The 22889-nt window shown below is 62.4% G+C and carries 21 protein-coding genes; 11 read left to right on the plus strand and 10 right to left on the minus strand.

Features of this window, described 5'->3' with window-relative positions; all coding sequences use genetic code 11:
- Positions 1-14: 14 nt before the first annotated feature.
- Positions 15-758 carry an SDR family oxidoreductase gene (locus ASE60_RS04275; protein WP_057248506.1) on the minus strand — a complete coding sequence of 248 codons (744 nt, stop codon included), beginning with the start codon at positions 756-758 and terminating at the stop codon, positions 15-17.
- 99 nt (positions 759-857) lie between these two features.
- On the opposite strand from ASE60_RS04275, the gene ASE60_RS04280 reads away from it, so the two are divergent.
- Both ASE60_RS04280 and ASE60_RS04285 read left to right on the plus strand, forming a co-directional pair.
- The gene (locus tag ASE60_RS04280; RefSeq protein WP_057248507.1) at positions 858-1760 is read left to right on the plus strand and encodes an AraC family transcriptional regulator; all 903 of its coding nucleotides are present in this window, start codon (positions 858-860) and stop codon (positions 1758-1760) included.
- A 112-nt stretch (positions 1761-1872) separates the two neighbouring features.
- Positions 1873-2460 carry a YqaA family protein gene (locus ASE60_RS04285; protein WP_057248508.1) on the plus strand — a complete coding sequence of 196 codons (588 nt, stop codon included), beginning with the start codon at positions 1873-1875 and terminating at the stop codon, positions 2458-2460.
- Positions 2461-2488: 28 nt separating this feature from the next.
- Here the strand turns inward: ASE60_RS04285 and ASE60_RS04290 are convergent, their stop codons facing one another.
- The 4 genes from ASE60_RS04290 to ASE60_RS04305 all read right to left on the minus strand — a co-directional run bounded on the left by ASE60_RS04290 (position 2489) and on the right by ASE60_RS04305 (position 7352).
- Positions 2489-3943 (minus strand): amidohydrolase family protein, encoded by a 1455-nt coding sequence (locus tag ASE60_RS04290; protein WP_057248509.1) that lies wholly within the window; start codon positions 3941-3943, stop codon positions 2489-2491.
- Entirely contained in the window at positions 3936-5042 is a 1107-nt protein-coding gene (locus ASE60_RS04295; protein ID WP_057248510.1) for an amino acid ABC transporter permease, read from the minus strand. Before ASE60_RS04295 ends, ASE60_RS04290 begins: the two co-directional genes overlap by 8 nt.
- 3 nt (positions 5043-5045) lie before the next feature.
- Positions 5046-6194 carry an ABC transporter permease subunit gene (locus tag ASE60_RS04300; protein ID WP_057248511.1) on the minus strand — a complete coding sequence of 383 codons (1149 nt, stop codon included), beginning with the start codon at positions 6192-6194 and terminating at the stop codon, positions 5046-5048.
- A gap of 126 nt (positions 6195-6320) precedes the next feature.
- Complete coding sequence (locus ASE60_RS04305) at positions 6321-7352, minus strand: amino acid ABC transporter substrate-binding protein (RefSeq protein ID WP_057248512.1); 1032 nt, start codon at positions 7350-7352, stop codon at positions 6321-6323.
- A gap of 239 nt (positions 7353-7591) precedes the next feature.
- Between ASE60_RS04305 and ASE60_RS04310 the strand changes: the two genes are divergently transcribed.
- Together ASE60_RS04310 and ASE60_RS04315 are read left to right on the plus strand one after the other, a co-directional pair.
- Positions 7592-8278: a GntR family transcriptional regulator gene (locus ASE60_RS04310; protein WP_244495534.1), complete on the plus strand. Its 687-nt coding sequence runs from the start codon at positions 7592-7594 to the stop codon at positions 8276-8278.
- Positions 8279-8445: 167 nt separating this feature from the next.
- Complete coding sequence (locus tag ASE60_RS04315; protein WP_057248513.1) at positions 8446-10035, plus strand: ABC transporter substrate-binding protein; 1590 nt, start codon at positions 8446-8448, stop codon at positions 10033-10035.
- 51 nt (positions 10036-10086) lie between these two features.
- On the opposite strand, the gene ASE60_RS04320 is transcribed toward ASE60_RS04315, so the two are convergent.
- From ASE60_RS04320 to ASE60_RS04335, 4 genes are all read right to left on the minus strand, one after another.
- The gene (locus ASE60_RS04320; RefSeq protein WP_057248514.1) at positions 10087-10761 is read right to left on the minus strand and encodes an HAD family hydrolase; all 675 of its coding nucleotides are present in this window, start codon (positions 10759-10761) and stop codon (positions 10087-10089) included.
- A gap of 119 nt (positions 10762-10880) precedes the next feature.
- A complete protein-coding gene (locus ASE60_RS04325; protein WP_057248515.1) occupies positions 10881-11549 on the minus strand; it encodes a metallophosphoesterase family protein in 669 nt (222 codons plus the stop codon).
- Positions 11550-11798: 249 nt separating this feature from the next.
- On the minus strand, positions 11799-12170 hold the full coding sequence (locus tag ASE60_RS04330) for a hypothetical protein (RefSeq protein ID WP_057248516.1): 372 nt from the start codon (positions 12168-12170) through the stop codon (positions 11799-11801).
- 165 nt (positions 12171-12335) lie between these two features.
- Positions 12336-14048, minus strand: a complete 1713-nt coding sequence (locus tag ASE60_RS04335) for a phosphoethanolamine--lipid A transferase (protein ID WP_162261275.1) — start codon at positions 14046-14048, stop codon at positions 12336-12338.
- Positions 14049-14320: 272 nt separating this feature from the next.
- On the opposite strand from ASE60_RS04335, the gene ASE60_RS04340 reads away from it, so the two are divergent.
- The 7 genes from ASE60_RS04340 to ASE60_RS04370 all read left to right on the plus strand — a co-directional run bounded on the left by ASE60_RS04340 (position 14321) and on the right by ASE60_RS04370 (position 22284).
- Entirely contained in the window at positions 14321-14995 is a 675-nt protein-coding gene (locus ASE60_RS04340; RefSeq protein ID WP_057248518.1) for a response regulator transcription factor, read from the plus strand.
- Positions 14992-16344: a HAMP domain-containing sensor histidine kinase gene (locus ASE60_RS04345; RefSeq protein WP_057248519.1), complete on the plus strand. Its 1353-nt coding sequence runs from the start codon at positions 14992-14994 to the stop codon at positions 16342-16344. The genes ASE60_RS04340 and ASE60_RS04345 overlap by 4 nt, the downstream gene beginning before the upstream one ends.
- 245 nt (positions 16345-16589) lie before the next feature.
- Positions 16590-17294, plus strand: coding sequence for a CerR family C-terminal domain-containing protein (locus ASE60_RS04350; protein ID WP_057248520.1), 705 nt, complete (start codon positions 16590-16592; stop codon positions 17292-17294).
- Positions 17291-18298: a secretion protein HlyD gene (gene hlyD / locus ASE60_RS04355; RefSeq protein ID WP_057248521.1), complete on the plus strand. Its 1008-nt coding sequence runs from the start codon at positions 17291-17293 to the stop codon at positions 18296-18298. Before ASE60_RS04350 ends, hlyD begins: the two co-directional genes overlap by 4 nt.
- Entirely contained in the window at positions 18295-20025 is a 1731-nt protein-coding gene (locus ASE60_RS04360; RefSeq protein WP_057248522.1) for an ATP-binding cassette domain-containing protein, read from the plus strand. Before hlyD ends, ASE60_RS04360 begins: the two co-directional genes overlap by 4 nt.
- A complete protein-coding gene (locus ASE60_RS04365; RefSeq protein WP_057248523.1) occupies positions 20022-21170 on the plus strand; it encodes an ABC transporter permease in 1149 nt (382 codons plus the stop codon). The genes ASE60_RS04360 and ASE60_RS04365 overlap by 4 nt, the downstream gene beginning before the upstream one ends.
- A gap of 1 nt (position 21171) precedes the next feature.
- Positions 21172-22284 carry an ABC transporter permease gene (locus ASE60_RS04370; protein WP_057248524.1) on the plus strand — a complete coding sequence of 371 codons (1113 nt, stop codon included), beginning with the start codon at positions 21172-21174 and terminating at the stop codon, positions 22282-22284.
- 2 nt (positions 22285-22286) lie between these two features.
- On the opposite strand, the gene ASE60_RS04375 is transcribed toward ASE60_RS04370, so the two are convergent.
- Positions 22287-22889: an alpha/beta hydrolase gene (locus tag ASE60_RS04375; protein ID WP_057248525.1), complete on the minus strand. Its 603-nt coding sequence runs from the start codon at positions 22887-22889 to the stop codon at positions 22287-22289.

Below are 22889 nucleotides of genomic sequence, written 5' to 3' on the forward strand. Positions count from 1 at the left end.
ATCGGAAGGCGAGATCAGCTCGCCTTGGCAAGCGCCACGGCGTCGGCGCCAGCCGGGAAATGGAGCTGGCCGGACAGATCGTTCGCCGCCTGCCAAACGGCCTCCGCCACATCGGTCTCGGTCGTGACCAAGGGTGGGGCGGCAAACTGCGCGAAGATGGGTGCGGCAAAATCCGCATAGGCCGCCGGGATCAGGTCCTCGACGCGCATAGTGGTGTTGCGGGCGAAGCGGGTGGTCGGCGCGTAGCCGGGCTCGACCAGCTTAACCCTGACGTTGAAAGCTTCCAGTTCGTGAGCGAGCGAGCCGGTGAAGCCCTGGATCGCCGACTTGCTGGCGGTATAGGCTGCGGCGAGCGGCATGGAAGCAAGCGTCACAGTGGACGTAACGTTGACCACGACGCCCGACCGGCGGGCACGGAACTGCGGTATCACCGCCTGGGTCATGGCCATCACACCGAAGGTATTGGTGTCGAAAACCTTGCGGATATGGGACATCGGAGTCGCCTCGAAGGCGCCAACCACGCCGATACCGGCGTTGTTAACAAGCACATCGATCGGGCCGGCTTCCTCAATCGCAGCCGCGATGCTGTCGCGATCGGTGACATCAAGAGCCAAGACACGCAACCGGTCGGAGTTCGGCAGAATGTCTCGCTGCGGTCGGCGCATCGTGGCGATCACGTTCCAGCCCTCGGCATGAAAGCGCCGCGCCGTCTCCAGCCCGTAACCGGAAGAGCAGCCGGTAATCAGTACGGTATTCATCGCGATTTCCTGTCAGTTGTTTCGATGGAAAAGAGATATCGCCTCCGCTCTGGACGCTCTACGGCTTGAAGTCCTGATTTCATTTGCTATCGTCCTGACATGGTCGATCCACTCTCGCAACTCATTCAGCTTCTTCGTCCGCGCACGGTCTTCACCAAGGGTATCAGCGGCGCCGGCCGCTGGGCCGTGCGCTATGCCGATTTCGGGCAGCCGAGCTTCTGCACCGTCATCGAGGGGGCTTGCCGGCTGGCTGTCGATGGCGAGGTACCGGTCACATTGGAGGCCGGAGATTTCGTGCTGCTGCCGGCAACACCGGGTTTCACCCTTTCGGGGTTCGATCCGGTTCAGCCGACCTTCATCGACCCCAAGGGGATGCCGGCGCCGACCGGCGAGGTTCGCCACGGCAGGCAACACGGCGAACCGGACGTGCGCCTGCTCGGCGGCTATTTCGTCCTCGATTCGCCCGATGCCGGACTGCTTGTTTCGCTGCTGCCGACATTGATGCATCTGCGCGGGATCGACCGACTTTCGACACTCGTGTGTCTGGTGGGCGAAGAGGCGCGTGACGAAAGGCCAGGCCGGGACCTGGTGCTGGCACGGCTTGTGGAAGTCATGCTGATCGAGGCCCTTCGGTCTATTCAAGGCGAAAGCGCAACGCCCGGCCTGTTGCGCGGCCTGGGTGACCCGCGGCTGGCGGCGGCCATTCGGCAGATCCACGCCGATCCGGCCCATGCCTGGACGGTCGCGGAACTCGCGAGCGAGGCGGCACTCTCCCGCTCCGTGTTCTTCGAGCGCTTCACCCGCGCTGTTGGCGTGCCGCCGATGGAATATCTGCTCGTCTGGCGCATGGCGCTCGCCAAGGATCTGCTGCGGCAACGCGACGTCGATCTCGCCTCCGTCGCCGAACGTGTAGGCTACAGTTCAGCCAGTACCTTCAGCACAGCCTTCAGCCGCCATGTTGGACAGCCGCCAAGCCGTTATGCACGCATGGCTGTTGCTTAGCGGCGGCCATGCCTCGCCCTTCGTAAGAAATCGCTCAAATGCCAAGGCGGCCACATTTACACCCCGCTCGGTCGCCTATAGAGGGCCTACCACCAACAGCGAACCGTAATTCATGCTCCGACGCCTATATGACTGGACGATGTCGCTCGCGACACGAGAAACCGCCATTGTCTGGCTTGGCATCATCGCCTTTGTCGAAAGCTCGATCTTTCCGGTCCCCGCGGATCTGCTCCTTATCCCGATGGCGCTGGCGCGCCCGGAGCGGGCGTGGCGCTACGCGCTTGTGGCCACCATCGCGTCGGTGCTCGGGGGTGTCGCCGGCTGGTATCTCGGCCATTATGCCTTCGATACGCTGGCAAGGCCGCTGCTGGAGTTCTACGGCAAGCTCGACACGTTCGAGCATCTGAAGGCGTCGGTCGACTCTGAAATGCTGGCGTTGCTGCTCGTGACCTCAGGCCTGGCCCATCTGCCGCCGATCAAGGTCGTGACCATCCTTTCGGGCGCGGCCAACATCAACCTCGGCTTTTTCATCATGTCGGCGATCGTTGCACGTGGCGCGCGCTTCTTTGTGCTCGCCTGGCTGCTGCGCCGCTTCGGCGAGGAGATCCGTGATTTTCTCGAGCGGCGGCTGAGCGCGTTGGCCGGTGGGGCGGCGGCGATCCTGATTTGCCTCTTCGCCGCCCACCGCCTTTTCTACTGATCTTAGTCTGAACCGTCTCTTTTGGCGGCTACGCCCTTCCCGGACGGGCCATGGGCAAGGATAGCGGCGCTAGCGTCCGCATCCCGCGGCCCTTCGGGTCGTTTTCAGGTGCCTTCCGGCAAGCGTAGTCCTGCGCCTCCTGCAGCTTCGCAAGCGCTCCATCGTAGTCGATCAGGGTTGGCCGTCCGCCGCTGACGACGCAGGTTCCGTCAACATAGACCCGCTCTATCGCCCGCTCGGCTGCACAATGAAGGAGATTGCGCAGCGGATCGTAGACTGGCTGCATCGCGTGGTGGCGAAGATCGACCACGAGGAAATCCGCTTTGGAACCGACGGCGATGCGGCCGATGTCATCACGGCCGAGCGCCCTGGCGCCGGCGATGGTCGCAGCCTCCAGGATATCACCGGTCGCGACATCGAAGACGGACTTGCCGGACAGTCGTGCACAGATCATCGCCTGGCGCATTTCTTCCAGCATATTGAAGGGATAGCTGTCCGTTCCGAGCGCAACGTTAACGCCTGCCCGACGGTAGCGGCCGACCGATTCCAGCGCCATGCCGCTGCGCGAGAAGGTGACCGGGCAATGGGCGACGGTCGTCTGGCGATCGGCAAGAAGACGCAAATCGACCTCCGTGCGCTGGCGCGTCCACGAATGGCTGTCGACAAAGATGCAATGGCCGAGGATCAGATCCTTTCCGAGCAAGCCCAGGCTTTCGAGATATTGCACGGCCGTCAGTCCGTGTCGGCGCAGGAGTTCCTCGTGCTCGGCCATGGTCTGGGCGGCGTGGATGGTGACCGGAACGCCGCGCTTGCGCGCTGCCGCCACCGCATCCTGCAGCAGTTCCGGCGAGCAGGTCTCGATCTGCGATGGTGCGACGACGCCGCCAAGCCGACCGGAGGGGTGCGCTGTCGCGGCATCGACGACCTCCAGAGCCCGAGCGAAAGCGTCGCGCCCACGCGCCTTGTCCCAGCGGAAATCGAGACGGTGGCTGTCTTCGACATGCCACTGCGCCTCGCGGAAGCCCGGCGCGACGAAAGCGCGTGCACCGCTTCGCGCGAGCGTCGGCAGCCAGCTTTCATGCGGGCCGGCGATATCGAGCAGCGTGGTGACGCCGCTGCGCATCAGGTCACCGACCATGACGGTCAGCGACGCCTCGATCGCGTCTTCGTCGATCTCCAGAAGGTTGGAGTATTCGTAGAGCGCATTGCCCCAAAGGGCTGCCGTGCCCGTGTCCTCGAAGATGCCCTTGGAGATCGGCTCTTCGCCGGAGTGGCAATGGACATTGACGAAGCCCGGCATGATCATCCGGTCGCGGCCGGAACTCTCACTGTCGAACGGACCTTCGTAGTGACCGCCGACATGGACGAAGCCCTTGTCGTCATAGGCGATGTCGGCGTTGTGCAGATAGACATGGCCATTGCGCTCGCTGTCGAAGGCGACGAGCGTATGCACATTGCGGATGACGTGGATCTCTTTAGTCATGCGATGTCCTGAAATATTGTTCGAGGAAACGGCTGTAAGCTCCCATGAGAGCACTGAAAATGAAATAGACGACGGCCGCGAAGACGTAGCCTTCTAGCACCGCGATGCCCTGCCATTCCGGATCGCGCATGGCGGTACGCACGGTGTCGAGGAAGTCGAGCAAGCCGACGATGGTCACCAGTGTCGTATCCTGGAAGAACCCGATGAAGAGGCTGACGAGCGGCGGGATGACCTTCTTCAACGCCTGCGGCAGCACGATCTTGCGCATGATCTGCCAGTAGTGCAGACCGAGCGAGTGTCCGGCCTCCACCTGCCCGTTGGGCACCGCCTGCAAGCCGCCACGGACGATCTCGGCGATATAGGCGGCGGCAAAGAGGATGATCGCCACCTGTGCGCGGATGAGCTTATCGATGGTGATGCCGTCGGGCATGAACAGCGGCAGCATGACCGTTGCCATGAACAGGATGCTGATCAGCGGCACGCCGCGCACGATCTCGATGAAGCTCACTCCCAGGATGCGGATGGCTGGAAGGCTGGAGGCGCGGGCGAGTGCAAGCGCGATCCCAAGCGGCAACGCGCAGGCAAGCCCGATGAAGGAAAGCATGAAGGAGAGCGGCAGCCCTCCCCATTGCGTCGTCGGCACGACCGTCAGGCCAAAGAACCCGCCCGCCATCAGCACATAGAGCACCGGCAGGATGACTGCGATCCAGGCGATCAACAGCGCCCGTCCCCAGACCTTCGGGACCATCGAGACGACACAGGCGCCGAGAAACAAGAGCATCGCCGTCAGCGGCCGCCATTGCTCCTCGAACGGATAGAAGCCGAAGAAGATGTAGCGCATCTTCGTCGACAGGAACGGCCAACAGGCGCCATTCGTCACCTTGCATTCCGCCGGCGTGCCGACAAAGGTGGCGTCGACGAACAGCCAGCCGATCACCAGTTTCGCAACCGCGAAGATCGTTCCGAGGCAAAGGATGGTGATCAGTGCGTTGCCCGGCGTTCCGAAATAGGCGCTGAGCCAGCGCCCTTTCGGTGCCGGTGGCGCTTCGCGGTGGGACGTAAGCGATGCGTCGCCGATGAGGGTATCGATCTGTGTCATTGCTCAGCGCTCCCTCAGCGCGACCTTGGCATTGTACCAGTTCATCACCAGCGAGATGAGGATCGACAGCCCGAGATAGACGCCCATGAAAATGGCAATGGATTCAATCGCCTGCCCGGTCTGGTTCATGATCGTGTTCGAAACCATCACCAGATCCGGATAGCCGATGGCGATCGCGAGCGAGCTGTTCTTGAAGACGGTCAGATAGGTGTTGGTTAGAGGCGGGATGATGATCCTCAGCGCCTGCGGCAGGATCACCAGCTTCAAGGTGCGCGCGCGTGATAGGCCGAGGGCCGTCGCGGCCTCCCACTGTCCTTTGCTGACCGCCTGGATGCCGGCCCGGACGATCTCCGCAACGTTGGCCGACACGCTAAGCGTCAGCCCGAGGAGAAGCGCCACGAATTCCGGGCGCAGGTGATAGCCGCCGCTCAAGCGGAACCGGCCGAGTTCTGGTACGTCCCAAGTGACGGAAATGTTGGCGAGCAGCAATGCTGCCACGAGCGGCAGAAGAAGCGCAATCGTCGCGATCAAGGCAATCGGTCTGTCCTTGCCGGTGACGACGCGCCTGCGGCCGAGAATCCGTGCAACGGAAGCGGCCGCAGCGATGCCGACAACGAGAGCCGTGACCATTGCCGAAAATCCGCTCTCCCAGTGCAGGGCGGGCATGACCAGGCCGCTGTTCGACAGGAACACACCCGGAAGCATCTGGATCGCCTGCTTGACCGGCGGAAAGGTGGAGATGATCAGCGAGTACCAGAGCAGCAGGTAGAGCAGCAGCGGCACGTTGCGGAGGGCCTCCACATAGGCAAGCATCAGTCGCGACAGCACGGGATTGTGCGACAGCCGCCCGATGCCGACCAGCAGACCGAGAATGGTGCCCAGCAGTGCGGCGAGCAGCGAGACTTTCACCGTATTGGCAATGCCGACGAGGATCGCACGGCCGATTGTATCGGTCGGCTCGTAGGTGATCGCGGTTTCCGTGATGACGAAACCGGCCTGGCGCGCCAGGAAGCCGAAACCGGTCGCGATATCCTGCTTGGCAAGATTGGCGCTTGCGGTGCTGAACATCACCCAGGCGATGAGCAGCACGACACCGACGGCGATCACTTGATAGAGATAGGCGCGAATGCGCGCATCATAAAACAGGGGCATCGGCACCCGTCCCTTAGGCAGGACCTACAGCGCCGCCGGTCTTACCGGGGCGCAGAGGTCGCTTTGGCACTTTGAATTTCTGCAGCAGAAAGCTAGGCCCGCGCTTGAGCGTGGGCCTATCAATCCTCAACGGAACGGCGGTGCGTAGAGCAGGCCACCTTCGCTCCAGCGCGTATTCGGACCTCGGGTCAGGCCGAGAGCGGTCTTGGTGCCGAGGTTGCGCTCGAACACTTCACCATAGTTTCCCACACCCTTGATGATGTTGTAGCCCCACTTGTTGTCGAGGTTCAGCATCTTGCCGAGTTCTTCATTGACGCCGAGCATGCGCTGGATCTCCGGATCCTCGCTCTTGGCCATCTCGTCGACATTGGCCTGCGTGATGCCGCGCTCCTCGGCCGCCATCAGCATCCAGGCGGACCAGGATACAATGTCACGCCAGTTGGAGTCGTTCTGGCGAACAGCAGGCGCCAGCGGCTCCTTGGAGATGGTTTCCGGCAGAACGACGTAATCATCCGGGTTGTTGGCAACGGCGCGGATCGAAGCGAGGTCCGAACGGTCGGACGAGATCGCTTCGCAACGGCCTGAGAAGAAGGCGTTGCGGTTTTCGTCCGGGTTTTCGAAGACGACCAGTTCGAACTTGCCGCCGATCGAGCGGAAGAAGTCGCTGAGGTTCTGCGCGGTCGTGGTGCCCGGCAGCGTGCAGATCGCGGCATCCGTCAGTTCCTTGGCGCTGTTGACGCCGAGCGATTTCGGCACCATCAGCCCCTGGCCGTCGTAGAAGACTGTCGGCCCGAAATCGAGGCCAAGCGAGACTTCGCGCGAGAAGGTAAGGGTCGTCTGGCGCGACAGCATGTCGATCTCGCCGGACTGGAGCGCCTGGAAGCGCGTATTGATGTTCGTCAGGACGAAATCGACCTTTTCCGGATCGCCGAAAACGGCGGCGGCCACGGCACGGCAGACGTCGACGTCGAAGCCCCCCATGTGACCCTTGGCATCCGCGGTGGCAAAGCCCGGCGTGCTCATCGAGACGCCACAGATCAGCTTGCCGCGCGCCTTGACCGTTTCAAGCGTCGTCGCCGCGTTCGCAGACGTCGCGGCCACAAGCCCGACGGCGATGCCCGCAACGGTCGCGCAAAGCTGTAGGATTCTGTTTTTCATGAATTCCCTCCCTTTGGTTTCCTTGTCCTGACCGGTCCTGGTCGTGCGGTCCTCATCGCACGCCTCCTCCCGAACCGATCGACACCAACCCGTAATTGTCAGCGCCATCAATTGCATACGATAGACGGATACAAACATCAACATGATTGTATACAATATTGACGACGAAATATTCGGGCGTTATCGAAATGCAGGACATGTTTGGCCGATCCTCGATCGGCCCGTCGGGGGAGGCAACCTTGTCTGAGAAATCGAGCCGCAGCGACATCGTCTACAGGCTCCTGCGCCAGGCCATCCTGGAGCAGGCATTAAGGCCGGGAACGAAGCTTGCCGAAGACACGATCGCCGATCATTTCAAGGTCAGCCGTACCAGCGTTCGCGCGGCCCTGGTCCGGCTGAACGCCGAGGGCATCGTCGATCTCAGAGCCAACAAGGGCGCCTGCGTGGCGGAGCCGACGCTGGAAGAAGCCCGCGATATCTTCGCGCTAAGGCGCATGCTGGAAGCCGAAGTGATCCGCCGGCTGGTGGCCGATCTCGACAGCGCCGACGTCAAGCGGCTGGAGCAGCACGTGAAGCAGGAAGAAGCAGCCCTTTCCGATCACGGCCCGCTTTCGATCCGCCTCGCAGGCGAATTCCACATCCTGCTCGCCGAACTCACGGGCTCGCAGGCCCTGGCGCGCTTTGTCCGCGAGATCGTCTCGCGCTGCTCGCTGATCCTAGCGCGTTTCGCCCGGCTGCATTCTCCGGAATGCGCAGTCGACGAACATGTGCAGATCATCCGCGCGCTGCAGTCGCGCGACACCGCCACGGCAGAGCGGATCATGCTAGAGCATCTCCACGCCGTCGAGCTGCGCGCCGAACTCGATATCGACAAGACCGAGCCGGATATCTCCGCCGTTCTGCAACGTTACGCCCGCAAGGGCTGACGCTGCCTGTCGCCGTCGGGTCGTGCCGGCGGTCGAGGATACGACGTTCTCCAGTCGATCTGCGGCACCAACTGTCGCGCGGCAAGAATCCAGACGCGATATCTGCCTCCAATATCCTGCAACGATACCGGTGCGCCGGGCGGGTCTTACAAGGGAGGGAGTGAGCCATGCCAAGAGAACTGGAATTCATGAGCCAACAGGTGGCCGCAGGGCGGCTGTCGCGACGGGAGTTTCTCGGGCGCGCCGCAGCGCTCGGCGTTACGGTCGCGTCGGCGAACCTGCTGCTCGGCCAGGCAGCTCGAGCGGCCGGGCCTGTCAAAGGGGGAACACTGAAGGCCGGCCTCGTCGGCGGGGAGTCGACGAACAGCCTCGACCCCGCGACATGGGCAAGCCAGGTCCCCTACACACTTGGGCGCTGCTGGGGAGAACAGTTGCTCGAGGTATCTCCGGCCGGCGAGATCGAATATCGGCTCGCCGAATCCTATGAGGCAACACCCGACGCCAAGACCTGGCGCTTCAAGATCCGCAAGGACGTCACCTTTCACAACGGCAAGGAACTGACCCCGGCGGACGTGGTGGCGACACTCGAGCGTCACGGCGATGCCGATTCCAAATCGGCGGCCCTGCCCTTCGTCCAGGAATTCGAGACAATCAAGGCAGATGGCGACAGCGTCGTCATCACGCTTCGCCAACCGAACGCCGACCTGCCCTATGTTGTCAGCGATTACCACCTGATGATCCAGCCGAACGGTGGCAAGGATGATCCGACGGCGGGCATCGGCACCGGGCCTTACAAGGTGGTCTCCAATGAGCCGGGCGTCAAACACATCGCCGAACGCCACGAAGGCTATTGGGGCTCCGCCGAACGCGGCCATGCCGAGCAGATCGAAATCGCCGTCATCAACGATTCGACGGCACGCACCGCCGCGCTACAGAGCGGCCAGATCCACATGATCAACCGTATCGAGCCCAAGGTCGTGGCCCTGATCCAGCGCTTGCCCGGGGTCGTCATCCGCAACGTGCCGGGCAAGGGTCACTATGTCTTCATCGCCCACTGCAACACGACGCCCTTCGACAACAACGACCTGCGCCTGGCGCTGAAATACGCCGTCGACCGCGAAGAGATGGTCGCCAAGGTGCTCGCCGGCTACGGCACCGTCGGTAACGACACGCCGATGATCAAGGGCTACCCGCTCTTCGACAACGACATCGAACAGCGGGCATTCGATCCGGACAAGGCGAAGTTCCACTACAAGAAGTCCGGCCACAGCGGCTCGGTTCTGCTGAGAACTTCGGACGTCGCCTTCCCAGGCGCCGTCGACGCGGCGCAGCTTTTCCAGATGAGTGCCGCCAAATGCGGGATCACCATCGACCTGAAGCGCGAACCGGGCGACGGCTACTGGTCGGATGTCTGGAACAAGCAGCCCTTCAGCATGTCCTACTGGACCGGGCGGCCGACGCAGGACCAGGTCTATTCCATCGCCTACCTATCGAAGGCAGAGTGGAACGACACGCGCTTCTTCCGCGAGGATTTCGACAAGCTGATCTTCACTGCGCGCGGCGAACTCGACACAGCCAAGCGCAAGGCGCTCTATCGCCAGTCGGCGATGATTTTGCGTGACGAGGGCGGGGTCATCGTGCCGATGTTCAACAACTACATCGACGCAACGAGCGACAAGGTCGGCGGCTGGGTCGACGATCCGAACGGCGAACTGATGGGCGGCCACGCGCTGACGAAATGCTGGCTCAACGCCTGAATCAAATGGGAAGCCGAAGGCCGTCGCCGACCTTCGGCTTCCTTGACGCATTTAGAGAGTTTGACGCAGCGACAGCGTGCCGTCGCTTGCGAGTTCCACCTCGATCTCGTGGTAGCGATCAAGCGTCAGGTGCGGAGTACCTTCCACGGCCGCGTGTGCGCCGGTAACGACGACGACGTCGGCGCCGGCCGCGAGACCGGCAAGAATTCCCGCAGGTGCGTCTTCGAAGACCAGGCAATCCTCCGGACGCACACCCAGGCGCTCGGCAGCCATCCGGTAGCCCTGCGGATCGGGTTTGCCGACGGAAACATCTTCGCCCGTAATCATCAACTGCGGCGTCGGGATGCCGGCAGCAGCAAGGCGGCGCACTGCCAAGTCCAGCGGCGCGGACGTGACGATCGCCCATTTTTCCGGCGGTAGTGAATTCAGGAACGCGACGGCGCCGGGGATTTCGACGATGCCCTCGACATCGGCGATCTCTGCGAGCGCCAGATCAAAGGCTTCCTTTTCCGGATCGACATCGGGCAGTTCGAGATTGCGGATCGTATCGACGGCGCGCACGCCATGAACGGTCTTTATGAACTCGATCGGATCGATCCCGTTGCGCACCGCCCAGGCGCCCCAGACGCGCTCGACGACGGCCATGGAGTTCAGCAGAGTGCCATCCATATCGAACAGCAGGGCAGCAAAATTCTTCGTGAACACGGATGAAGGCGCGGCGTCCAAGGCAATCCCCTGAGGTGGTGAAACGGGCGGCAGCAACATCGCCCTATGGAGAAGGCACACCTACTACCGGACGGCCGGACGCACAATGACATTTGCGCCGCAACCGCCAGCGATGTCGCTCAGCTTGCGGCCTGGATTTGCGTCGTCATGAGGAAATCGATCGGGCCACCGGGCTGATCGTCGTCGAAGACGGCACAGGACAGCACGCCACTGAAGACGGCGCCGGAATCGACATTGGTCCGGTTTCCGATCGTGCGCGGATTGGCCATGCTGGGTGTATGCCCATGGCAGAGATGTTTTCCAAAGTACTCGCCCGAATAGTCCTCTGGTCGCCGGATCCAGAGGAAGATCTCGTCGCCTTGCTGTTCGAGCGGCAAGGTCTCATCGATACCCGCATGCACGAAAATGCGATGCCGCTCGACAAGGATCGTGGGAAGCTCCTTGATCCACTTCAGATGCCGACCGGGAACGACGCCATTGTAGGAGACCAGCGTCTCCTGGCCACCGTTCATGAGCCACCAATCAACGTCGCTCTCGCCGCTGCTGGCGCCCCATAACATCTCTTCATGGTTGCCCTTGAGTGTCAGCCAGGTCCAACCGGGTTTTGACGGGCCGGCCATGACCAACTCGACGACGCCGCGACTGTCCGGCCCCCGGTCGATCAAGTCGCCGAGAAAAATGACCCTGCCCGCCGGTGCATAGGTTTCAATCTCGCGCAAAAGCACACGCAACTGGTCGAGGCAACCATGAATGTCGCCGATAGCGAAGGTGAGTTGCCGGCCGGCCATGCGTCTACTCTCCACACATACTCCAAACCCTCGAACCGGGCTGATCCGAGAGAAAATATCGATAAATCAAAACACTATAACAAGTCTTTCGTCGAAACGTATGCGCGCGATATCGATTGACGTCAAAGTGCCCGACAATTTTTCCGGTAGTCCGCCGAGATGGCCGAAACTGGGCGGAGGTACGCCTTCGAGCGAAATCGCGAAAGCCGTATTCCGTCACTCGGGACAGGCGGCATCGTCGCTGAGCCCTCAGCGGCGGGAATGGCCCTTTGCAATCGTCGAAGTGGCGATCGATACCGGGTCGCTCGCCGGAAATGTATCTTCAAGCCCCTCTTCGAGCTGCTCTTCCATCGCGTCCCGATCATGCGCCCGACGTGCATTCGGCAGCGGTCCGCGAAAGGCCGCCTTCGCACCGCCCGCAGCCGGAAGCGCTTCGTCTGCGTCGAGCGCCGTTCTGAGCATATCCTTTGCCTTTGCGATGGCGTTGAGCCGGTTCAAGGAGCCGGCATCATCCTGCGGGCACATCACGGTCACCACTTCCCCGCCATCGCCGACGAACTCGACGCTAAATCCGGCTCGACCGCCTCTTTCCGGGGAAACCTGTATACCGACGACGCGCATCTAATCCTCCTGCGTACGGATTGGGGCCTCTGTCCACCGGACTGATATGGCAAAAGGGGTCGCCGACCGTCCGCGCGGAGTCGAGGACATGTAAGCAAGGAAGCGTCGAAACGCGCTTTTGTTCCGAGACCTTGGAAAAATCGCGGCAACCGGTCGCGGTTGCGCTCAGAGTGCGCCCGGCAATGCGACGGCGCGCGTTGTATTGGCCGGCAGATCGTTGGCGGTATCTGCCGACTGGAATACCGGGCCACCGGCCGGCTTCCGCGTGCAATTTGCGAAAGCGTCGAGGTCACGTTTGTAGACCTTCGTCTCGACGTTCATCATGCCGAGAACGGTATGGAAGAGATTGTCGTGCGACTTCGGCTGTGCCGTATCCTTGGCGAGACAGGCGGTATCGACCCCCATGGCCGCCTGATAGGGCTTCGAAAACCAGGCGACGAACGGCACCTGCGTCTGCTCCCGCGGGGCAATCGCGTAGGGCGCACCGTGCAGATAGATACCGTCTTCGCCGAGCGACTCGCCATGGTCGGACATGTAGATCATCGCGCCCGCCACGCGGTCCTGGTGCTTTTCCAGGAGACGGGCAACACTTGCCAGCACGTAGTCGGTGTAAAGGATCGAATTGTCGTAGGCGTTGGTGATCTCGGCGACCGAGCACTTCATCAGTTCCGGCGTCCGGCAATCCGGCGTGAACCGGCGGAACTTCTCAGGGTAGCGCAGATAGTAGGACGGCCCGTGGCTGCCGAGCTGGTGCAGGACGATAACACTGTTCGATGTGGTCGCCTGGAGCTTCCTGTCGAGTTCGCCGAGGAAGATTTCATCCAGGCATTCGCCGTTCTTGCACAGGGGGCTGTTCTTCTGGTTGGTCATGCTGGCGAAGCTGATGAGATCGGCGATGCCCTTGCTGCCGGTGTTGTTGTCCCACCAGGTGGTCGAGACGCCGGCACGCGTCAGCACGTTCATCAGATTTTCCGTCGAACGCGCCTTCCAGTCGCTGTATTCATTACGCGGATAGACGGAGAACATGCAGGGGAGCGAAATCGCCGTCGCCGTGCCGCAGCTCGTGGTGTCCGCATAGTTCACGACGCCGAGCGCCTTCAGTTCCGGATTGGTCTCGCGCGCGTAGCCGTTCAAAGAGAAGTTCATTGCGCGCGCGGTCTCGCCCGCTACGACGACAACGACCACCGGCTTGCCGGCCGCCGCAATCCGCGGACCCTGGCGGGCGTCGGTGCCGAGCGGCTGCACGACGATGTTGCGCTCTTTGAAAGTCGAAGCGGCATACCGCACGGCGGCCGAGACCGGCCCCGTCGGATTGAACCGCTTCATCAGGTCCTTGTGCTCGCGGATCACGTAGGCGACGTTCGCGAAATTGGCATAAACCAGCCCGCTGCTGACGATGAGGCAGGGGATGATCACCGCAAGATTGATCGCGGCATTCGCAACGAAGGGGCGACGGCGGACCTTGACCCAGATGACGAGAAGCGAGGGGAGCAGACCATAGAGCAGCAGGTGCATCGCCAGGCTGCCGGTCAGCAGGTGGCCGGCTTCCGCCTGCGTCGTCACGGCTGCATTGCCGATCATGTCCTTGTCGATGATGACGCCAAAGGTATCGATGAAATAGGAGGCCGACGCCGACACCATGATGATGAAGATCAACACCGGCTTCATCACATATTTGACGGAAGCGGTCGTAAGCCCAGCAAAGGTCAGGAGGCAGAGTGCCGCGCTGAAGGACACAAGCGCCACGACGGAATCGTTGAAATAGGCAACCGTGTGCGTCCAGAAGGAATTGTTGGTGGCGACAAGCAGATAGGCGCTGACGAGCGCGCTCAGAGCGATACTACCGATCTCTGGCCGGCGAATTCTCGAAAAAATCAATGCGGTCGTCTCCAGCGGCGACTGCACGATCATCTGAGATGGTCAATACAGGCGCGGGCATTCAGTCGAAGCGGAGACCGCAATACGGCCACCTGTTCAGTTACAGCCTCCCCCTCACCGGTCGAGATACGACGTGCAAGCTGTCCAAACCCCGTCAAGATTGCTCATTGACCGCTTCATGCACGCGGTGGTGGGTATTGCGACCGGGAGTTGGCAGCCCAAGCGAAAGCCCATATGGTCGGCAGCGGCCCCTGTAATATCGAGACGATTCAATGCGCCTGCTCCTGGTTGAAGACAGCCCGCGACTGGTAGAACTGGTCGGAGAAACCATGCGGGACGCTGGCTGGCGCCTCGATTCCGTTTCAACCGTTGCGGACGCCGAAACGGCAATCGCGGGGCAGGAGCACGATCTCGTATTGCTCGATCTCGGCTTGCCCGACGGCGACGGCTTGTCCCTGCTTCGTCGCCTCCGGCACGACTATCCGGGGCTGCCTGTGCTGATCATCACCGCCAAGGGATCCGTCGACGAGCGTATTGCCGGGCTCGATGCCGGTGCCGACGACTATCTCGTCAAGCCATTCCATCATCGGGAGCTTCTCTCCCGTTGCCGTGCGATGCTGAGACGCAACCCGCAAGCGGTCCAGCCGGTGCTGGAGGCTGGCGCCTTGCGCTACGACCCGGCGACTGCGGACCTTACCTGTGACGGCATCGTGGTGCCGTTGCCGCCGCGCGAGCGTTCGCTGATGGAAATCCTGATGCGGGAAGTCGGCCGCGTCGTGCCGAAGCGCAAACTCGAAACGGCGCTTTCCGAATATGGCCAGGAAATGACGCCCAATGCGCTCGAGCTCGCGGTATCACGCGTGCGCAAGCGCCTGCAGCCGCTTGACACCGGCGTACAGATCGAGACCGTGCGCGGTATCGGTTATCTGCTCAGGCGCGCCTCATGAAACCCCGCAACCCGTCGCTGATCGGCATCGTCGCCCGCCGCATCATCGCCTTCTCGCTGATTGCCATGGCAATTCAGATCGGCGTCGTCTTTGCCGACTACTGGTTCGACGACGACAAGCTGAGCGTGCTCATGCTCCAGCAGGAAACCGAAAACCTGGTCGGCTATGTCCAGGTCCGCGATGGCGTGGCGAGCTACGAACCCAGTCACGAGATGCGCGAGCGCTATCAGGACCGCCATGACGACGATGGCTCGATCTTCCTGCGCATCCGCACAGCCTCAGGCGTGATCGTCTATTCGAACTGCACGAGCGAATGCGCCCAGCATTTCCTGCCCGTCAGCATGGATGCACCGCAGTTCTGGAAGCGGCTGATCGCTCCCGGCAAGCCCTTCAGCGTCGCCGGCGGCCAGACTTTCGAACGGAGCGGGACCACCGTGCTCATCGAACTTGCGATCCTCAACGATCCGAACGGCTTCATGTACGGCGCCCTGCTGCATGAGATGTTCGATTCGATGATCGTACCGATGACGTTGATGTTCTGCCTCGTCATCGGTGCGACGATCTGGTCCATTCGCAGCGCGCTGAAACCCGTCGCCATGGCCGCCCAGGCAGCCGATGCACTCGACCCGCGCGACAGCAATGCACGCCTGCCACTGACGCGGATGCCGCAGGAGATCGCGCGGCTGGTCTCCGCAGTCAATCGCATGCTCACGAGGGTTGCCGATCTCATTCAGTCGCAGAAGCTGTTCTCCTCCTCGATCGCCCATGAGATCCGGACGCCGGTCTCGATCGCCAAGATGGAACTGAGCCGCATCGACGACCCAAGGGCCCGCAATGCCGAAAGGGACCTCGACGCTCTGACCCATATCCTGGAGCAGCTCACCTCTCTGGCGCGGGCCGATGCAGTCGATCCCTCCGCCTACCAGCGCACCAGCCTGTCGCAAATCGGGGCCGCTGTTGCGGAAGCCATCGCGCCGTTCGTCTTCGACCACGACAAGTCGCTCGAATTCGTCGACGAAGGCACGCCGCCGGTCACCGCGATCCCGGCGCTCGTCGAGAATATGCTGCGAAACCTGATCGAGAACGCGGTGAAGCACAATCCGCCGGGCACGCGGATCGTTCTCGCCTGCGGTCCCGGCCCGGTCGTCTCGGTCGAGGACAATGGCAAGGGGCTCGTCGACTTGCCCGAACACCACGAGGATCTAGGCTACGTGAAGAGTTCCGGTCAGCTCGGGCTCGGCCTGAAGATTGTCCGGCGAATCAGCGAACTCCACCAGGCGACCGTCGCGGTCGATACGGCCCCGGAGCGCGGTACCAAGATCTCGATAGATTTCTCTGCGGCAGTCTAGGCTCCGCCAATTGGCCGATCCAGCAGTATATGCTCCCCTCCATCCCCTTGTGATCGCGCGCCGGCCTTAGGCGCCATGCGCAACCATCTGCGCCAAATGGCCAAATCGCAGCCAACCTTTACGTCGCTCTGCCGTGAGCCGCGAACGTTTCGCTGATCCGCCCATGGCCCGGACCGGAGCCGCACAACCGCGCATGACAAATTCATTCGATTGACTTAATCAATGGAATGATGTAATTTCAGGACATGATGAAAAACAAAACCTCGACCCAAGCACCCAAGCAGGACCGCGGCGATGTCACGCGTGAAAAGCTTTTGACGAGTTCCATCGATGTCTTCGGCCGCTACGGTTTCGATGGCGCCAGCACGCGGAGGCTCGCGGAGACTGCCGGCGTAAACCTGCAGGCGATCCCCTATTATTTCGGTGGCAAGGAAGGCCTTTACATCGCCGCCGCAGAACACCTTGCATCGATTATCGTTGGACATGTCGGCGATCTCAGAAACGTGATCCTCGAGCGCCTTGCCCGCCTCGACAACGAAGGCAAGGCGATGTCGGCTGAGGAAGCCCGGGAACTCCTGACCCAGACGGCGCAACACATGGTCGCGATCTTCGTCAGCCGGCAGTCCGAAAGCTGGGCGCGTTTCATCATCCGCGAACAGATGGAACCGACCGAAGCCTTCGAACGGGTCTACACCAACGTCATGGGACCGATCATCGGCATGGCCGGGAGACTGGTCGCGACCATTCTCGACGAACCGCCGCAATCCGAACATGTCCGGCTGAAGACCCTCTCCTTCGTCGGCAGCATCCTCGTCTTCCGTATGGCCCATGCGGCCATGCTCCGGCAGATGAACTGGCAGGCCGTTGGCCCCGACGAACTCGACATTCTGCGTCGGCACGTCGCCGAGCTTGTCGCGGCACTTGGCGGCGAGAAGGAGGGTCAGCCATGAACAAGCCGGCAATCGCCCTTCTGTTGCTCGCTGGCACTGCTGCCGGTGCTTGGTGGTTCGACGTCCCCCAGCGGCTCGGCTGGACCGGCACGGAGCGAACCTCGGTGCTTTACGGCAATGTCGACATCCGCCAAGTCTCTCTCGGCTTCCGTGTCAATGGCCGTATCGCGAGCCTCACCGTCGACGAAGGCGACGCGGTGAAGCCGGGCGATGTCCTTGCGACCCTTGACGCCGGTCCGTTCGAACAGGCGGTGGCCGCGGCCGAAGCCGAACTCGGCGCGCTCAAGGCCAATCTTGCAAAACTGAAGGCGGGCGCCCGCCCGACAGAAATCGCCCAGGCGCGCGCCACCCATGAGGAGCGTCTGGCCGACCTGGAAAATGCCAACCTTGCCTATGAACGCGCGCGGCAATTGCGTCCGAACGGCACCATCTCGCAAGCCAATCTGGATGAGGCAAACGCCAACAGGGCTGCCGCCGCCGCGCGCGCCACCTCCGCCCGCGAGGCGCTGGCGCTCATCGTGGAGGGAAGCCGGATTGAGGACATCGAGGCGGGTCAGGCACAGGTGCTCGCAGCCGAAGCCAAGCTCGAAAGTGCCCGCACGTCGCTTGCCGATACCCGCCTGCTCGCGCCAAGCGCGGGCACGGTGCTGTCCCGGGTGCGCGAAGTCGGCGCCATCGTCGCGCCGTCCGACATGGTCTATGTCGTCTCGCTCAACGAACCCGTCTGGGTCCGGGCCTATGTCGCAGAACCGGATCTTGGCCGGGTGCATCCGGGCATGAACGTCGAGATCACGTCGGACAGTGCGCCGGATCGCCCCTACAACGCGACGGTAGGTTTCATCTCGCCCGTCGCCGAGTTCACACCGAAGTCGGTGGAAACGCCAGAGCTCAGGACCGACCTCGTCTATCGCCTGCGCATCGTGGTCGACAAGCCGGGTCCCGATCTCAGGCAGGGCATGCCAGTGACAGTGCACTTGCCCGCATCCGCAGAGGCAACACGATGAACGACGACGCACCGTTCGTCCGGATCCTGGATGTGGTCAAGCGCTTCGGCGATGCCCCGGCGGCGCTCGACCACATCGATGGCGAAATCCTCGGCGGACGGATCACCGGGCTTGTCGGCCCTGATGGCGCGGGAAAAACCACGCTGATCCGGCTGATGACCGGGCTGATGGTGCCGGACGAGGGAAAGGTCGAGGTTCTCGGTTTCGACACGGTGACCAACGCCGCCGACATCCAGGCGGCGATCGGCTACATGCCGCAGCGCTTCGGCCTCTATGAAGATCTTTCCGTCCAGGAGAACCTCAACCTCTATGCCGATCTGCGTGGCCTGCCGCTCGCCGAGCGTGCCGCGACTTTCGACGAACTGCTGGAATTCACCGATCTCAAGCGCTTTACCGCGCGACTTGCCGGCAAACTCTCCGGCGGCATGAAGCAGAAGCTCGGTCTCGCCTGTGCGCTCCTGCGCAAGCCCCGCCTGCTCCTCCTGGACGAACCGGGCGTCGGCGTCGATCCGATCTCGCGCCGCGACCTTTGGAAGATGGTCGAGAACCTGACGGCCGAGGGCATTGGCGTCGTCTGGTCGACGGCCTATCTCGACGAAGCCGAGGCCTGCGACAGCGTTCTCCTGCTGAACGAGGGCAAGTTGCTTTTTGCCGGCAGCCCCGCCGATCTGACCGCTCGGGTCGCCGACCGCGTCTTCAAGGTTTCCGGTATCGCGCATGGACGCCGCCAGAAGCTCGCTCGCTTGCTCGATGACGACGATGTCGTCGACGGTGTCATCCAGGGTGAAGCGATCCGACTGGTGATGAAGCCGGACACAAAACCGCCGACACCGGACGACGGCTCGTCTGCGCCTGACGTGACGACCACCCCGCCCCGCTTCGAGGATGCTTTCATCGACATGCTCGGCGGCGGCCCCGGCGGCCGCTCGAAACTGGCGGAAACACAGACACCTTTCACGATGGAGGACAGCAAGCCCGTCATCGAGGCCCACGGCCTGACGAAACGCTTCGGCGATTTCACCGCCGCCGACGACATCACCTTCGATATCCCGCGCGGCCAGATCTTCGGATTGCTCGGCCCGAACGGCGCCGGCAAGTCGACCACGTTCAAGATGCTGTGTGGGCTGTTGAAGCCTACGGCCGGCGAAGGCCGCGTCGCCGGTTTCGACTTGCGTCGCGACGCGGCGGAGGCGCGCAACCGGCTTGGCTACATGGCGCAGAAGTTCTCGCTCTATGGAGACCTAAGCGTCGCGCAGAACCTCAGTTTCTTTGCCGGCGTCTACGGCCTTTCCGGCACGGGCAAGCGCGAACGCATCCAGCTGATGACCGATATCTTCGCCTTCGGCCGGCTGCTCGACATGTCGGCCAAGGATCTGCCGCTTGGGCTCAAGCAGCGGCTGGCCCTTGCCTGCGCCGTCCTGCATGAGCCGGAAGCACTGTTTCTCGATGAACCGACCTCCGGCGTCGACCCCATCACCCGACGCGAGTTCTGGACCCATATCAACGGGCTGGTCGAAAAGGGCGTGACCGTGCTCGTCACCACCCACTTCATGGACGAGGCTGAGTATTGCGACCGCATCTCGCTCATCTATCGCGGCCGGTCGATCGCGCTCGGCTCGCCGGATGAACTGAAGGCACAGGTCGCCAGCGACAAGCTTCCGGATCCGACGATGGAGGATGCTTTCATCGCCCTGGTCCAGGGGTCGGAGGAAAAGGAGGCGGCATGAGCGCGCAATCCGCCAACCTCGAAAGCCGGGCCGCCCGAGCCCGTCGCTTTGCCGCACTCGTGCGCAAGGAAAGCTATCAAATCGTTCGCGATCCGAGCAGCATCCTGATCGCCTTCGTGCTGCCCATGATCCTGCTGTTTCTCTTCGGCTACGGCGTCTCGCTCGATACGACGCAGACCCGCGTCGGGCTCGTCATCGAGGAGGAGGCACCGCTGACCCGCGACCTCGCCGCCGGCTTCCAGGCGTCACGCTATTTCAAGGTAACGGTCGGCCGCGACCGGCGCGAATTCGAAGAAGACCTGGTGCTTGGTCGCGTGCGCGGCATCGTCGTGATTCCGGCCGGCTTCACGGCGGACTATGCCGCCGGGCGCCATCCGACGGTGCAGGTGCTCGTCGATGGCTCGGACCCCAACACCGCCAACTTCGTGCAAAACTACGCCCAGGCGACCCTTGCCAACTGGGAGCGCCAGCGCTTGAGCGACGGCGCCGGCCGGCCGCCGGCAATTTCGGCAGAGCAACGATTCTGGTTCAATCCGGAGCTGACCAGCCGGAACTTCCTTGTGCCCGGGTCAATCGCCATCGTCATGACGCTGGTCGGGACCCTGCTCACCTCGCTCGTCGTTGCCCGTGAATGGGAACGGGGCACGATGGAGGCGATGATGGCGACACCCGTCTCGGCCGCCGAACTTTTGGCCGGAAAGCTGCTGCCCTATTTTATCCTCGGCCTCACGTCGATGACGCTCTGCGTTCTGCTTGCCGTCTTCCTCTTCGGCGTCCCCTTCCGCGGCTCGGTCGCAGCACTCTATGCGCTCTCGGCAACCTTCCTGATGCCGGCGCTCGGCCAGGGCCTGCTGATTTCGGCGGCCACGAAGAACCAGTTTCTCGCCTCGCAGCTCGCGCTGATCTCAGCCTTTCTGCCGGCGTTCCTGCTCTCCGGCTTTCTCTTCGAAATCAATTCGATGCCGACGGTTATTCAATGGATCACTCTCATCGTGCCGGCGCGTTATCTGATCCCAAGCCTACAGACCGTGTTCCTTGCCGGCGACATCTGGCCGATGTTCACGCGCTCCATCGCCGTCATGCTCCTGATCGGCTGCGTCTTCTTTGCGCTCGCCGCCCGCAGCACCCGCAAGAGGATTGGCTGAGATGTGGTGGACAAGGCTCAAGGCACTGATCGTCAAGGAATTGCTGGCGGTGCTGCGTGATCCCAAGGGACGCACCGTGCTGATCGTGCCGCCGATCATGCAACTGCTGGTGTTTTCCTATGCCGCGACGCTGGAGGTAACGAACGTCGACGTCCTGGTGCTGAACCGAGACAACGGCCATTGGAGCCAGGATCTCGTTCAGGAGATCCAGGGGTCGCCGACCTTCCGCAGCATCCGCTTCACCAACAGCCCCGATGAGGTGCGCGTGGCGATCGACACCCAAAAGGTCATTGCCGCGATCGAAATCGGCCCGACGTTCTCGCGCGATATTGAGGGGAGCCGGCCGGCAAAGGTGCAGCTCATCCTCGACGGGCGCCGCTCAAACGCGTCGCAGATCGTCTCCGGCTATCTCAGTCGCATCGTCGGAACGCTTGCCGCCGAGACTCCGGCCGGCCAACGCATGGCGTCGAGCGCCGTCACGGTCGTTGCGCGCAACTGGTTCAATCCGAACCTCACCTATCAATGGTTCATGGTGCCGAACCTGGTGGCGAGCATCGCTCTTTTGATCGGCCTGATCGTGACCGCGCTATCGATCGCGCGCGAACGCGAGCTCGGCACTTTCGATCAGCTCATGGTCTCACCGCTTCGAACCCACGAAATCCTGATCGGCAAGCTGATCCCGCCAATGATGATCGGCCTGTTCCATATCACCATCTACATACTGGCCGCCGTCTTCATCTTCGGGGTGCCGCTGCGCGGATCGCTGTTCCTGCTCTACGGCAGCGCCGTCTTCTACCTGGCCGCCGTCGTCGGTCTCGGCCTGTTCATCTCGGCGCTGTCGATGACACAGCAGCAGGCGATCCTCGGCGCATTTCTCTTCATGGTGCCGGCAATGCTGCTCTCCGGTTTCGCGACGCCGATCGAGAACATGCCCTCGTGGCTGCAACCGATCACCTACGTCAACCCGTTGCGCTATTTCCTCGTCATTGTGAAGGGCGTATTCCTAAAGGACATTCCGGCGGTCGAGGTGGCGCGCCAGACGATCCCGCTCTTGCTGATCGCCATCGTCACCCTCTCGGCCGCCTCATGGCTGTTCCGCCGCCGGCTGGAATAGCGTCAACCTTTCAGGAAACGCCCGATCGCGGCGACCTCGTTCTGGCGGATATCGTGGCCACCCGGGTGCCATTCGGTTTCCGTTACGGCGCCCTGCCCTTGGAAATAGTCTGCCAGGGCCTGCGTCAGCGGCGCCGGGCAGATGGGATCGCGTTCGCCGCCCGTGATCAACACCCGGCGCCCTTTGAGGCCCGCGTTGTCCTTCGGTCGGAACGGGATCAGTGGATGCATGAGCACCGACTTGTCGAAGACACCGTCTTCGATGAGCACATTGGCAAGAATGTTCGCGCCGTTGGAATAGCCAAGGCCGATCACCTCCGAAGCCTGATGCTCGGCGGCCAATGCCTTGACGAAACCGGCCATCTTCTCGGTGGCGCGTGCAAGATCCGCCATGTCGTAGACGCCCTCGCCCGTGCGCTTGAAGAAGCGCGCAGCCCCATATTCCGCCACGTCGCCACGCGGCGAGACGATCGTCGCATCGGGCAGCAGCTCGGACGCGAAGGTGAAGAACTGGTTTTCATCTCCGCCCGTCCCGTGAAAGACGAAGAAGATCGGCTGGCCGGGCTTGCCGGCCTTCAGTTTGTGAACGTAGCCATGATCGACCAT

Origin of the sequence: Ensifer sp. Root278 (assembly GCF_001429285.1) — a bacterium.
GTDB lineage: Bacteria > Pseudomonadota > Alphaproteobacteria > Rhizobiales > Rhizobiaceae > Ensifer.